This window comes from Halorubrum sp. CGM5_25_10-8B, assembly GCF_005435095.1.
Lineage (GTDB): Archaea > Halobacteriota > Halobacteria > Halobacteriales > Haloferacaceae > Halorubrum > Halorubrum ezzemoulense.
On record NZ_SGTY01000003.1, the window covers coordinates 1 to 12,940 of the forward strand.

At 69.2% G+C, this 12,940-nt stretch carries 13 protein-coding genes and 1 other RNA gene; 11 read left to right on the plus strand and 3 right to left on the minus strand.

What is annotated here, in order from left to right:
• The 6 genes from EXE51_RS03070 to flaJ all read left to right on the plus strand — a co-directional run.
• Positions 1–1,706 (plus strand): FlaD/FlaE family flagellar protein (locus EXE51_RS03070; RefSeq protein WP_137692017.1); only part of this gene is annotated, 1,706 nt, incomplete at its 5' end.
• A complete protein-coding gene (locus EXE51_RS03075; protein ID WP_086216896.1) occupies positions 1,696–2,169 on the plus strand; it encodes a flagellin in 474 nt (157 codons plus the stop codon). The genes EXE51_RS03070 and EXE51_RS03075, both read left to right, overlap by 11 nt.
• Positions 2,170–2,661 carry a flagellar protein G gene (locus EXE51_RS03080; RefSeq protein ID WP_086216897.1) on the plus strand — a complete coding sequence of 164 codons (492 nt, stop codon included), beginning with the start codon at positions 2,170–2,172 and terminating at the stop codon, positions 2,659–2,661. It abuts the gene before it with no gap.
• 1 nt (position 2,662) lies between these two features.
• A complete protein-coding gene (locus EXE51_RS03085; protein ID WP_049930118.1) occupies positions 2,663–3,412 on the plus strand; it encodes an ATPase domain-containing protein in 750 nt (249 codons plus the stop codon).
• A gap of 71 nt (positions 3,413–3,483) precedes the next feature.
• A complete protein-coding gene (locus EXE51_RS03090; protein WP_086216898.1) occupies positions 3,484–5,157 on the plus strand; it encodes a type II/IV secretion system ATPase subunit in 1,674 nt (557 codons plus the stop codon).
• A 69-nt stretch (positions 5,158–5,226) separates the two neighbouring features.
• Positions 5,227–6,963: an archaellar assembly protein FlaJ gene (flaJ, locus tag EXE51_RS03095; RefSeq protein WP_049930120.1), complete on the plus strand. Its 1,737-nt coding sequence runs from the start codon at positions 5,227–5,229 to the stop codon at positions 6,961–6,963.
• A gap of 30 nt (positions 6,964–6,993) precedes the next feature.
• Here the strand turns inward: flaJ and EXE51_RS03100 are convergent, their stop codons facing one another.
• Positions 6,994–7,932, minus strand: coding sequence for an NAD(P)-dependent oxidoreductase (locus EXE51_RS03100; RefSeq protein ID WP_137692018.1), 939 nt, complete (start codon positions 7,930–7,932; stop codon positions 6,994–6,996).
• Positions 7,933–8,064: 132 nt separating this feature from the next.
• Here EXE51_RS03100 and htpX point away from each other — a divergent pair, with 132 nt between their 5' ends.
• Both htpX and EXE51_RS17470 read left to right on the plus strand, forming a co-directional pair.
• Entirely contained in the window at positions 8,065–8,934 is an 870-nt protein-coding gene (htpX, locus tag EXE51_RS03105) for a zinc metalloprotease HtpX (RefSeq protein WP_137692019.1), read from the plus strand.
• Positions 8,935–9,152: 218 nt separating this feature from the next.
• Positions 9,153–9,293: a hypothetical protein gene (locus tag EXE51_RS17470; protein WP_158413874.1), complete on the plus strand. Its 141-nt coding sequence runs from the start codon at positions 9,153–9,155 to the stop codon at positions 9,291–9,293.
• A gap of 62 nt (positions 9,294–9,355) precedes the next feature.
• Here the strand turns inward: EXE51_RS17470 and rnpB are convergent.
• Positions 9,356–9,685, minus strand: an RNA gene (rnpB, locus tag EXE51_RS03110) — RNase P RNA component.
• A gap of 151 nt (positions 9,686–9,836) precedes the next feature.
• On the opposite strand from rnpB, the gene EXE51_RS03115 reads away from it, so the two are divergent.
• The 3 genes from EXE51_RS03115 (at position 9,837) to EXE51_RS18110 (ending at position 11,676) form a co-directional block, all read left to right on the plus strand.
• Positions 9,837–10,439: a TIGR00296 family protein gene (locus EXE51_RS03115; protein ID WP_086216770.1), complete on the plus strand. Its 603-nt coding sequence runs from the start codon at positions 9,837–9,839 to the stop codon at positions 10,437–10,439.
• A gap of 266 nt (positions 10,440–10,705) precedes the next feature.
• A complete protein-coding gene (locus EXE51_RS03120; RefSeq protein WP_086219917.1) occupies positions 10,706–11,542 on the plus strand; it encodes a hypothetical protein in 837 nt (278 codons plus the stop codon).
• 2 nt (positions 11,543–11,544) lie between these two features.
• Complete coding sequence (locus EXE51_RS18110) at positions 11,545–11,676, plus strand: hypothetical protein (RefSeq protein WP_255375963.1); 132 nt, start codon at positions 11,545–11,547, stop codon at positions 11,674–11,676.
• Positions 11,677–11,724: 48 nt separating this feature from the next.
• Here the strand turns inward: EXE51_RS18110 and EXE51_RS03125 are convergent, their stop codons facing one another.
• Positions 11,725–12,885 carry a nicotinate phosphoribosyltransferase gene (locus EXE51_RS03125; RefSeq protein ID WP_137692020.1) on the minus strand — a complete coding sequence of 387 codons (1,161 nt, stop codon included), beginning with the start codon at positions 12,883–12,885 and terminating at the stop codon, positions 11,725–11,727.
• Positions 12,886–12,940: the final 55 nt, after the last annotated feature.

Below are 12,940 nucleotides of genomic sequence, written 5' to 3' on the forward strand. Positions count from 1 at the left end.
GTGGCGGCGGCATGGGCGGTGACGGCGACGGCTTCGACGACTTCGACGGCATGGACGAGTGGGACGACGAGTTCGACGACGGCGGCGGTGGCGGCGGCGGCGGCGCGGCCACCGACGAGCTCGAAAACCGGCTCGACGAGCTCGAAAACGAGGTCGCGTCGCTCTCCTCGACCGTCTCGACGGTCCGCTCGGAGAACGAGGAGATCTCGAACGCCGTCGACGACATCGAGGAGGACGTCCGCAACCTGCTCGACATCTACGAGATGGTCACCCGCGGCATCAACCCCTTCGTCGACGACTCCGGCGGCTTTGACAGCGTCGCCGGCGGCGGCGAGGGGTCGTTCGGCATCTTCGACGACGAAGACGGCGGCGAGGAGGAGGACCTCGACGAGGACGTCGCGAACGCCGACGCGGACGGGTTCTTCGACGACGACCTCCTCGACGAGGAAGCGGACGCGGACGCGGAGGCGGAGGCGGACGAGTTCGACGACCTCGACGACGACCTCGACGACGACGGGTTCGACGACCTCGACGAGGATATCGACGACGGCGGGTTCGACGACCTCGACGACGACTTCGAGGAACTGGATGACGACAGCACGGACGACGCCGCGTCCGAGACCGAAACGGCGGACGAGGAAGACGATATGAACGACGACGGAAAGAGCTTCAGCGAACTGAAAGAGGAGTACGACTCCGGGGAGGCCGACTGGGCCGAAGAGGGCGACGACGCCGCGGACGAGGACCCGTTCGACGACGGGGACGACTCGTTCGACGACCCCGGCGACGAAACGGACTCGTTCGACGACGGGGCCGCGGACGACGGGTTCGGTGACGACCTCGGCGGAGACGACCTCGGGGCCGAGACCGGTGGCGACGACTTCAGCGAACCGGCGGACCCCGAACCGGCGCGAGGCGCCGAACCGGATCCCGCCCCCGACCGCCGACCCGGCGGCGACCCCGCTGAGGCGTCCGGCGGCTTCGAGTACGTCGGTGAGGACGACCTCTCGGGGAGCGGCGGCCGCGGCAAGCCATACCTCACCGAACTCCCGGGCGACTACGTCGGGGACCTCCTCGTGATGGAGTGGCTGGAGTTCCTCGTCTCCGAGAGCGACGTCACCGACGCGGTGCGCGCCATCAACTACTACGAGCGGATCGAGTGGATCGGTCCCGACGCCGCGGCGCGGCTCCGGGACTTCCTCTCCGGGTTCGGCACGATCGACCGCAACCTCGTCGACCGTCCGGGCACCGACCGGCTCGTCCGAGAACACCACACCCGCAGCCTCCGGTACGTGACCCAGCTCAACGGCACCAGCAGCCACACGGTCCTCCTCGACCGCTGGGACGACCTCGCCGGCGGCTCGATCGTCGGCGGCGGGCCGGTCAGAGGCCGCCGCGGCGGTCGCGCCGACCCGGCCCGCGGCGACCGCCGCGACCGCTCGGCCCCGAAGCGGAACGGGCACGAGCCGTCCGGTCGCCGAGAGGCCCCGGACGAGCGCGAGCGACGCACGAACGGCGCGGATCACGGCACGAACGGCGCGGGCCACGGTACGAACGGCGCGGACCGCGACGGCGGGGCGAACCGCGGCGACGCTCCCCGCGACGACCGGCGCGAGCGGAACGGTTCCACGCGACCGATGAACGACCCGAATCCCCGTTCCGACCGCGCCGATCCGGCCGACAGAGGGTGGGGAGATGGGCGTTAGCGTCTCCGCGTCTACGGCCATCATCGTCGCGGGGCTGTTCTTCGCGTTCACGACGTTCTACCCCGTGGCGTCCAACGGGATCGAGCGAGTCTCCGACGCGCAACACGGCGTCAACGAGCGCGCGCTCGAACGGCAGAACACCGACTTCTCCGTGACGAGCGCGACGTTCAACGCGACGACCGGCGAGCTCACTGTCAACGCCACCAACGAGGGCTCGATCGGACTCGTCGCCGACGACGCGACGCTCCTAGTCGGCAACGAGTACGTCGACGTCGGGGGTTCGAACGCTGCCACGACCGTCGACGGCGACGCCGACACCGCGCTCTGGCTGGGCGACGAGACGCTGTCGGTGACGGTCGGCGACACCGTGGAGACCGACATCGTCGGCGGGGAGACCCGCGTGGTCCTCGTCGTCGAGTCCGGTGTCCGCGACGCCGCGACCGTGACGGAGGTGAGCGCGTAGATGGCCAGCGTCCCGGTCTCGCACCTCATCCTGTTCATCGCCAGCCTGGTGATCGCCGCCGGCGTCGTCGGGACGATCACGACGGGCGTCGACCGCGTGAGCGCTGCCGTCGACGACGCGGGGCTCGACGCGACCGAGCAGCTCCGGACCGACGTGACGATCATCTCCGACCCGAGCGCGGGGGTGTACAACGCGACCGAGGGCAACGTGACGCTCCTGATAAAGAACACCGGCACCTACCGCCTCGCGCCCGACGGCTCCGACCTCGACGTCGTCTTCGACGGCGGGTACGTGCGGCCAAGCAAGCTCTCCGGAGAGCTGGTCTCCGTCGACGGCGCGAACGCATGGAGCCGCGGCGACGTGCTCCGCCTCACGATCGAGGTCAGCGAGATCGACGGCGTGAACGGCGGGCTCGCCGACGGCGACCACCGGGTGTACCTCTCGGTGAACGGCGACGAGGAGCTATTCCAGTTCCGCGTGGGGGGTAACTGAGATGCCCCACGACAACCTCCTCTCGCTCGGCCTCGGCGAGCGCGACCGACTCAACAAGGAGCTCGGCGGTGGCATCCCCCGCGGGAGCATCGTCCTCATGGAGGGCGACTACGGGGCCGGGAAAAGCGCCATCTCTCAGCGGTTCGCCTACGGGCTCGTCGAGGAGGGCGCTTCGGTGACGATGATGTCGACGGAGCTCACCGTCCGCGGGTTCATCGACCAGATGCACTCGCTGGAGTACGACATGGTGAAGCCGCTCCTCCAAGAGGAGCTGCTCTTCCTCCACGCCGACTTCGACTCCGGCGGCGCGTTCTCCGACGGCGACGGCGAGCGCAAGGAGCTGCTCAAGCGGCTGATGGAAGCGGAGGCGATGTGGAACTCCGACGTCGTCTTCCTCGACACGTTCGACGCCATCTTCCGCAACGACCCAACGTTCGAGGCGCTCGTTCGGAAGAACGAGGAGCGGCAGGCCGCCCTCGAGATCATCTCCTTCTTCCGTGAGATCATCTCGCAGGGGAAGGTGGTGGTGCTCACCGTCGACCCCTCGGCGGTCGACGACGAGGCGATCGGCCCGTTCCGCTCCATCGCCGACGTGTTCCTCGAACTGGAGATGATCGAGGTCGGCAACGACATCCGCCGGCAGATCAACGTGAAGCGGTTCGCGGGCATGGGCGAACAAGTCGGCGACACGATCGGGTTCTCGGTGCGTTCCGGAACCGGAATCGTCATTGAGAGCCGCAGCGTCGCCTAACACATGGCCCGCAGACGCACAGCCGGTCCGCGCGCGCGGACTGCGACCACCGCGACGACCGAGCGTGGGACATGACCGAACACGGCACCGCCAAACCGTCCGACGAGCTCCGGAAGGCCGCGATGCGGCGGCCGCACCTCCGGGAGCACCTCCGGGAGTTCAAACAGATCACCGGGGAGTTCCCGCAGTTCATCGAGGAGCCGAAAGACGAGTACGAGTCCAACCGGCCGAACGTCATCTATCCGGTCGGCGGCCCCATCTACAGCCACATCTACGGCGACCTCGGGCAGGACACGAAGTACTACGCCATCGAGCCGGAGCTCTCCGGCTCGCAGGCCGAGATCCTCAACGAGGTGAAAAACCGGCTCCTCACCGTGAGCGGTCAACACACCGCTCCGGACAACGAGGCCGAGTACGACGACCTCATCGAGGAGCTGTTAGAGGAGGTCACGCACATCGACGAGCAGAACGGCGGACTCCGCGGGAACCTCTCGAAGGTCCTCAACATGGGGAAACTCTCGGTCACGGAGGAGACCTACGAGAACATCCGATACCGGCTTAACCGCGACATCGTCGGGCTCGGCCCCCTCGAACCGATCATGCGCGACCCGGCCAACGAGGACATTCACGTCATCGGCCCCAAGGAGTGTCACGTCGACCACGGCACCTTCGGGATGCTGGAGACGACCGTCGACTTCGGTACCCCCGAGGAGTTCGACAACTGGCTGCGGAACATGGGCGAGCGGATGGGCGACCCCCTCTCCGACTCCGATCCGATCGTCGACTCCACGCTGCCCGACGGCTCGCGTATCAACATCATCTACTCCGACGACGTCTCGCTGAAGGGGTCCTCGCTCACGATCCGGCAGGGCGACGAGGTGCCCCTGTCGATCAATCAGATCACGAACTGGGGAACGCTCTCGCCGCAGTTGGCGGCGTACCTCTGGCTCTGCCTAGAGAACGAGCAGACGGTATTCGTGGTCGGGGAGACGGCGTCCGGGAAGACGACGACGCTGAACGCCATCCTCTCGTACATCCCGGACGACTCGAAGATATACACCGCGGAGGACACCGCGGAGGTCATCCCGCCGCACAGCACGTGGCAGCAGCTGTTGACCCGTGAGGGCGGCGCCGAGGGATCCACCGACGTGGATATGTTCGATCTGGTCGCCGCGGCGTTGCGGTCGCGCCCCGACTACATCATCGTGGGTGAGGTCCGGGGCGCCGAGGGGCGCATGGCGTTCCAGGCGGCCCAGACCGGCCACCCCGTGATGCTGACGTTCCACGCGTCCGACATCGTCTCGATGATCCAGCGGTTCACCTCCGAGCCGATCAACGTCCCGGAGACGTTCATGGACAACGCCGACGTGGCGCTGTTCCAGAACCGCGTGAAGCAGGGCGACCAAGTCCTGCGCCGCGTGACGAGCGTCCAGGAGATCGAGGGGTACTCCAAGGAGATGGAGGGGGTCGTCACCCGCGAGGTGTTCAGCTGGGACCCCGTCGAAGACGAGATCGTCTTCCAGGGGATGAACAACTCCTACGTGTTAGAAGAGCAGATCGCGACGCTGCTCGGCTACGCCGACACCCGCGACATCTACGACGACCTGGAGTTCCGTGCGGAGCTCATCGAGCGGATGATTCAGGAGGGCATTCTGGGCTACCACGAGGTGAACGACGCGATCAACTCCTTCCAGCGTGACGGCGTCGAGGGGCTCCCCTTCGACATGCACCGGAACACGATGTGACGATGCTCGGGGACACGTGACGATGCTCGGTGACGAACCGCCCGCGAGGGCGCCGGAGGGACGCTGACGATGGCGGTGAAACAGGTGGGCGACGGGCTCGCGACGGCCGCCCAACTGACCTCCGAGGTCATGGAGTCGTACGAGCAGCTCGACATCTCCAAGGGGAAGTACGTCGGGCTCGTGCTGTTCCCGGCCGTGCTCGTCTTCCTCGCGAGCGTCGTCGGCTTGGTCGCGCTGCCGCTCCCCTTCGCCGCCCGGGTCCCGATCCCGATGTTCGGCGGGCTCATCCTGTTCGCGGCGGTGATCTACCCGAAGATCTACCTCTCCAGTCTGGAGACGAAGATCGACAACCAACTACATCTCGTGATGACGCACATGACGGTGCTGTCGACGACGAACATCGACCGGATGGAGGTGTTCCGGACGCTGGCGAAAGAGGAGGAGTACGGCGTCGCCGCCGAGGAGATCGGTCGCGTCGTCCACCTCGTCGACACGTGGAACCAGAGCCTCGACGACGCGTGTCGGCGTCGGGCTCAGGAGGTCCCCTCCGACGCGATGGCCGACTTCTTCGACCGCCTCGGCTACACCATGGGCGCGGGGCAGTCGCTGGAGGAGTTCCTCGTCTCTGAGCAGGACGTCATGCTAGCACAGTACGAGACCCGCTACGAGTCCGCGCTCTCGAACTTGGAGGTGATGAAGGACCTGTACATGTCGATGATCCTCTCGATGACGTTCGCTCTCGTGTTCGCGGTCGTCCTCCCGATCCTCACCGGTAACGACCCGACCGCGACTGTCGCGGCCGTCATCGTGCTGTTCGTCTTCGTCCAGCTCGGCTTCTACGCGATGATCCGCGCCACATCGCCGTACGACCCGATCTGGTACCACCCCGACGAGCGCTCCCCGGGCGACCTGAAGCTGTGGGGGTCGCTGATCGGCGGCGGCGCGCTCTCGTTCCTCCTCATCGGGATCACGGCCGCCGGGATGTTCGGGTACGGGCCCGGGCTTCCCGGTCTCCTCTTCTTCCTCGACGACGTGCGGCTGCCGCTGTACCTCGCGGTCCCCATCTCGCCGCTGATCATCACCGGGGTCGTCCTTCGGAGCGAGGAGCAGGCGATCACCGCCCGCGACGGCGAGTTCCCGTCGTTCGTGCGCGCGCTGGGCGCGACCGAGAGCGCGAAGCAGTCGACGACCACCGACGTGCTGACGACGCTGCGCGACAAGAACTTCGGGGAGCTCTCGGAGTCGATCGAGCGGCTCTACCGCCGGCTCAACATGCGAATCAGCACCGAGGGCGCGTGGCGGGCGTTCACGCGAGACACGCGCTCGTACCTCATCCAGAAGTTCTCCGAGATGTACCTCGTGGGCCGGCGGATGGGCGGGGACCCGAAGATGCTCGGCGAGCTGATTTCGAAGAACATGAACGCCGTCAACCAGCTGCGCGAGCAGCGCCGGCAGGCGGCGATGACGTTCATCGGACTGCTGTACGGGATCACCGCGGCCGCGACGTTCGCCTTCTTCATCGGGCTGGAGATCGTTGCGATTCTCGCGGACTTGACCGCCGACTTCGGGCTCGACCAGATGGACATCGGGCAGATCGTCTACCCCGGCGCCTACGACATCCCGCTCATCGAGTACCTCCTCCTCACCGTCGTGCTGTTCAACGCGGCGCTCTCCTCGCAGATGATCCGCCGGATCGACGGCGGGAACCCCGCGAACGGCTACATCCACTTCGTGCTCCTGACGTGGCTCGGCTCCGTGACCGCCATCGCGACGCGGACCCTCGTCAACGCGATCCTGTCGATCTGACCGGAAATCGGTCGCTGTCGCCCGGCCGAGTCACCCCTCGAACAGTGCCGGCTCGGTGACCGCCTCGTCGGCCGCGTCGCGCCACGACCGCGACGGCGTCCACCCGAACAGCTGCTCCGCCTTCGCGACCGCGTACGCGCCGCGGTCGTCGCCCTCCGCGAGCGCGCTCCCGTCGACCGCGCAGTCGTCGGAAACCTCGCCGTACGACTCGCGCAGGAGTTCGAGCAGGGGGCGACCGAGCGCGTTGTCGGCCGCGACGCAGTTGATCGCCTCGTGGGTGCCGAGCGCGACGGCCGAGTCGTCGCCGAGGAGGTCCGCGAGCGCGGCCGCGACGAGGTCGGCGACGTCGCGGACGTCGACGTACGACCAGAAGTTGCCCGCGCCCGCGTTGAGGTCGGTCACGTACTCGTCCGCGCGGCAGGCGTAGTCGCCGGGGTACTGGATCCACGATGGGCGGACGGAGACCGCCGGCACGCCGTGGCGGCGCGCGACCGCGCCCGCCGCGGCCTCCGCGGTCACCTTCGAGAGCCCGTACGGGTCCTCCGGGCGGAGCAGGTGCCCCTCGGTGACCGGCAGCTCATCCGGGAACGGCGTCGGCTCGGCGAAGAAGAAGCCGTACGCACCGTCGCTGGAGGCCTGAACGACCGGCGCGCCCGCCCGCCCGGCGGCGTCGAGGACGTGCTTCGCGGCGAGCGCGTTCGTCTCGAACACCCGCCCCTCGGGGTGGGTTCCGGCCACGGGGATCGCCGCCCAGTGGACGACGGCGTCTGGGTCGACGGCGGCGACGACGTCGAGCGCCTGCTCGCGCTCGGCGAGGTCGGCCGCGCGGAACGAGACGTTCGGCGCGGGGTCGACGCCGAGCCCGGGGTGGTCGTAGTCGACGACGACGACCTCGTAGTCGCCGGCGAGGCGGTCGACGACCCAGCGCCCGGAGGCGCCGCGGCCGCCGGTGACGAGGACTGTCTCCATGCGTCGCCGTCGCGGTCGCGGGGCAAAAACGCAGCGTTGCGCCGAAAACCGCACCGCCGCGGGCGGGCGCCTCCGGGTCGCATCGTCACCGGCTCCGGCAGGCTTTAACGCGCCGAGCGGTAATCTTGGGGTATGGACTGGAAGACAGACTGGGGGTTGCGTGGACGGATGGCGTTCACGATGTTCCTCCTGTTCGCCCTCTACGTCGTGTTCGTTGGAGCCTTGACGGTGTACTTCGGCGACTTCCTCTTCCCGCTGGTCATGCTCGGCGGGTTCGCGGTCGCGCAGTACTTCTTCAGCGACAAGCTCGCGTTGCGGAGCATGGGCGCCCGCGAGGTCGACCCCGACGAGTACCCCGACCTCCACCGGCGGATCGAGCGGCTGAGCCAGCAGGCCGACCTGCCGAAGCCGACCGTCGCGGTCGCGAACACCCGCGTCCCGAACGCGTTCGCGACCGGCCGGAACAAGAAGAACGCCACCGTCGCGGTGACGACCGGCCTGCTGGAGAGCCTTGACGAAGACGAGTTGGACGGCGTCCTCGCCCACGAGCTCGCGCACGTGAAGAACCGCGACGTGATGGTAATGACCATCGCGTCGTTCCTCTCGACTATCGCCTTCTTCATCGTGCGGTGGGGCTGGCTGCTCGGCGGCGACAACCGGCAGGGCGCGCCCGTCATCGTGGCGATTCTGGTGTCGCTCGTCGTGTGGGTGGTCTCGTTCCTGCTCATCCGCGCGCTCTCGCGCTACCGCGAGTACTCCGCGGACCGCGGCGCGGCGCTGATCACCGGGAAGCCCGGCGCGCTCGCCTCGGCGCTGATGACGATCGACGGCCGGATGGACAAGGTGCCGAAGGAGGACCTCCGCGAGGAGGCGGAGATGAACGCGTTCTTCATCATCCCGATCAAGGCCGGCTTCGTCGGCAAGATCGCCTCGACGCACCCGTCGACGGAGAACCGCATCGAGAAGCTTCGCGAGCTGGAAAAGGAGATGGAGACGGCGTGAGCCACGGGCGAACCGTCCGAGCCTCCGTCCGGTCGAAGCCCCGAATCGAGGTCGCGTCGGGAACGTAGTCCGACGGCGGCGACCCCGCGGCGGAACTCCGATACCGTTCGCCCCCTCCAGACGATTCGACCGGCCGATGCGGCACGGACCGCTCTCTGTCAGAACCGGAAACGCGACACGAAAATTTTTTATTAACGACCGGTATTCGCATCGTGTTTATGTATCTCCTGATCGCAGGCCACTCGATCGGTGTCCTCCTCAGGACCGGCGCGACGAGTCTCGTCGGGATTGTGCTGACGGTCGGTCTCGTCGTGGCTGTGAACGTTATCATGAAACTCGTCAGTCGGCTACTGGAGTGAGTCCAGCATCACCGGCTCCCGCGCCCCGCGTCGAGCGGTCGCGCCGCTCGGCGGCGTGAGCGGACTGAGGGGAGTAAGCCCCCTTCGGTTCGTCCCGACATTCGGCTGAGCGTCCGCGCCGCGGCCGGACTACCTTGTGGCGCGGACTTGCACCGGCGAGGATTCGCCGTTCCATCCGTTCCTGCCCGTCGCGTGGTGAAGCCACGATGCCCTCTCCGGGTTAACTCCCTTCCCTTGCGGGTCGGTTCGCGCGGATCATCGGTCGGGGCGGGTGGTGTCGTTGCTGTTCCAGAGCCAGCCGTCTCCGACTCCGGGCGTGTGCCCGGTCGCCTGTCCGGCCGGTGGGGGGACTTTCCTCATGCCGGAGGCACGGGAGTCGGGCTCCCTCTGTCCGTTCTCCCGTTTCGCCCGCCGGCGAATAAGCGGATCGGTCGGGCGCGTCCGCCGGGCGGAATCTGCGGGGTTCGGCGGAGACGCCGCGAACGCCGCGAGCGCGGTGCCACAAGGGAAGCGTTCAAGTCGCCAGCAACGTAATGGACTCTCATGTCCGAGGCCCAGACCGTTCAGCTGTCGTACGACGACGGTGCACGAGCGGTCGAACTCGCGCGGGAGGCGGTGGAGTCGTTCGTTCGACACGGGCAACGCGAACAGCCCGGAAGCATGCGCGAGGCGTTCTACGCCCGCACCGGCGCTTTCGTTCGGCTCCAGTCGACTCGGGGGCGGGGCCGTCTCCGCGGCTGCGCCGGCGCGTGGGACACTTCCGACCAGCTCGGGCACGCCATCGTCGAGGCCGCCATCAAGGCCGCCTCGGGCGACTCCTGCGGCTCCGAGGTGGAGCCGAAGGAACTCGACAACATCACCGTCTCGGTGTTCGTCGTCTCAAACACTGTCCTTACCAACGATCCCGCTGAGGACCTCGAGATCGGCACCCACGGCGTCTCCGTCGACAGCGGTAACGCGCACGGCTGGCTCTATCCGACGGTCCCCGTCGAGAACGGCTGGTCGGCCGCGGAGTTCCTCTCGCGAACCTGCCGGAAGGCGAAGCTCTCGCCCACCGCCTGGCAGGAGGAAGACACGATGGTGACGCTCATCGAGGGCCAGGTGTTCCGAGAGCGCGCCGACGGCGGCGCGGTCGAGGAGCTGTAGGCCGACCCGCTCGCGCCGGGACATCGATCGTCCCGGCCCCGTCGTCTCGCAAACCGTTCCTTCCCGCTCGACGCGTCCCGTTGAGCCGCGGCGCCCTCTCACTCGTGGTCTGTCGCTCCCTCGCGTCTCGACCGCCGAGCGCAGATCGGCGCCCGCGCTCCGACGGTCCCGCGAACCGGTGGCTTTTTGATGTTTTAGGCTAGCCTAATCTCTATGACTCACACGGTCAACGCAGACGGTCGACCGCCCGAGGGCGGTGATCCGCGGTGACCGTCGAGACGCACGTCGACCGCGCCCGGGACCGGGTGGCGGCCGAACGCGACGCCACGGCGGACGAGCGACGAGCGTACGAGCGGTTCCGATCGGCTCTCGCATCGATCCCGACCGCCTCGGCGCCGACCGGCGCCGGCGGCGGGGGCGCCGGTTTCGGGAACGGCACCGGCGGTGGGCCGGGACCGAGCGCCGGCGGCGTCCGCGCCATCGCCGGCGCGACGAACGCGGCGTCGACCGACGGCTGTCGCCGGGTCCGCGAGGCGTTCGCCGAGACGGTGCGGCCCCACAGCGTGCCCGACGGTTCCGACGGCGAACCGCTGCTCGCGACCGTCCGCGAGGAACTGGGCGACGCCGTCGCGGTCGCGCTCTCGCCGAAGACGGACCACGATTTCACCCGCCCGGTCGCGTCGGCGATAGCGTCCGCCGTCGACGACCGGCTCGCGGAGCTCGCCGTGTTCGACCGGACCCTCGAACGCGAGGCGGCGTCGCTCCGGTCCGCCGGCGAGACGGTCCGTGAGACCACCGACTGGCTGTCGACCGCGGACGAGACGCCCCTCTCCGCGCTCGGGTTCGACGCCCTGCGTCGCCGCCACGAGGCGCTCGGCGAGCGGATCGAGGCCTGCGAGGCGCTGCTGGCGGAGCGGCAGGCCGACCTCGATCGGACCGCCAGCCGCGGCGCCGCGGTCGGCGTCCGACAGCGATCGACCGTCGCGTACCTGTACGACGACTTCACGGTGTCGTACCCCGTCCTCTCGACCGTCGCGCGCCTCGTCGAGACGCTCCGCGAGTGCCGGCGGGCGGTCCGCGACCACCTCGTCCGGAGGGCGTAACCGTGTCCGACTCACCGCGCCGCGTCCGAGCCCGCGGCTGGGCGTGGGCCTGTCTCGGCCTGTTCGGCGACCCGGACGGCGCCGACTCGGGCGCCACCGGACCGGACGACGACGCGCCGGACGACTCCGGGTGACGCGCGGCCCGAGCCGGTCTCTCCGACCGCGCCCCGCCGTGCGACAAACTACTCGTCGTCCCCGTACCCCACCGCCTCCGCGTCCGCGAGCGCCCGCTCCGTCGACGCCGACAGGTCGAGGGCCTCGTCGGCGACGACCTCGCCGTCGCGGATCACGGGCTCCATGAGCGAGTCGGCGCCGTCCGGGCCAGAGCGCCCCGCGAGCCCGACCGCGTGGGCGCCGTCTTCGGTGCGGTAGACGGACTTCGCGCCCGAGAGTTTCCCGCGCTTGGCCGCCGGCTCGCCGTCGACGGCGACGAGGTCGAGCGCGAAGTCGACCGGGTCCGCGTTGGAGACGTACCCGCCGACGCCGAACCCGTCGGCGAGGTCGCGCAGGTCTCGGAGGTCCGCGGGGCCGAGCCCGCCGGAGACGTACACGTCCACGTCCCCGTGGCCCCGGGCCTCGAGTTCCCACTGGACCTCGCGGACGATGTGTCGGAAGTCGCCGCGCCGGGACCCGGTCGTGTCGAGCCGGACGCCGTCGAGGTCGTCGCCGAGCGTCTCGACCGCGCGGAGGACCTCGTCGACCTCGTCGGAGTAGGTGTCACACAGCGCGATCCGGGGCGCGTCCCCCGGCACGCCATCGTCGTAGGCGCGCCACGCGGCCTCCTGCTCGCCGCGGCCGAAGCAGATGGCGAGCGCGTGGGGCATCGTCCCGGACGCCTCGCGGCCGAGCAGCTCGCCGGCCGCGACGTGCGAGAACCCGTCGAAGCCGCCGACGAGCGCGGACCGCTCGACCGCCGCGGCCATCGCTGGGTGGACGTGGCGCGCGCCGAACGAGAGCACCGAGGAGTCCGGCGCGGCGAGCCGACAGTCGAGCGCCGCCGTCGCCATCCCGGACGCCTGCGAGAGGAAGCCGAGCAGCGACGTCTCCAGCCGCGCGAACGCCGCGTACGGCCCCTCGATCCGCATCACCGGCCCGCCGTCGAACAGCCGCCCCTCCGGGATCGCGTCGACGTCGACGCCGCGGCCGGCCAGCAGCTCGACGGCGTCGCCGAGGCCGGCGAACAGCTCGAACTCCCCGTCCGGGAACTGGTCCGCGGTCACCTCGGCGACGACGCGCGGGTTCCGCCCCGCCGCCTCCAGCGCCGCCTCGGTCCGCTCGAAGTACGCGTCGGTCGCGCGGCCCTCCCGGATCGCGGCCGCGTCGACGATGTCGAACTCGCTCATGCTCGACGGTTCGGGCGCGGAGACGAAAAGCCACCGTGTCGCGGCGAGCGCGCGA

Coding starts and splice junctions, on each gene's coding strand:
- EXE51_RS03085 (WP_049930118.1), top strand. CDS start 2,663: ATGCCCCACGACAACCTCCTCTCGCTCGGCCTCGGCGAGCGCGACCGA.
- htpX (WP_137692019.1), top strand. CDS start 8,065: ATGGACTGGAAGACAGACTGGGGGTTGCGTGGACGGATGGCGTTCACG.
- EXE51_RS03100 (WP_137692018.1), bottom strand. CDS start 7,932: ATGGAGACAGTCCTCGTCACCGGCGGCCGCGGCGCCTCCGGGCGCTGG.
- flaJ (WP_049930120.1), top strand. CDS start 5,227: ATGGCGGTGAAACAGGTGGGCGACGGGCTCGCGACGGCCGCCCAACTG.
- EXE51_RS03115 (WP_086216770.1), top strand. CDS start 9,837: ATGTCCGAGGCCCAGACCGTTCAGCTGTCGTACGACGACGGTGCACGA.
- EXE51_RS03080 (WP_086216897.1), top strand. CDS start 2,170: ATGGCCAGCGTCCCGGTCTCGCACCTCATCCTGTTCATCGCCAGCCTG.
- EXE51_RS03125 (WP_137692020.1), bottom strand. CDS start 12,885: ATGAGCGAGTTCGACATCGTCGACGCGGCCGCGATCCGGGAGGGCCGC.
- EXE51_RS03075 (WP_086216896.1), top strand. CDS start 1,696: ATGGGCGTTAGCGTCTCCGCGTCTACGGCCATCATCGTCGCGGGGCTG.
- EXE51_RS03090 (WP_086216898.1), top strand. CDS start 3,484: ATGACCGAACACGGCACCGCCAAACCGTCCGACGAGCTCCGGAAGGCC.
- EXE51_RS17470 (WP_158413874.1), top strand. CDS start 9,153: ATGTATCTCCTGATCGCAGGCCACTCGATCGGTGTCCTCCTCAGGACC.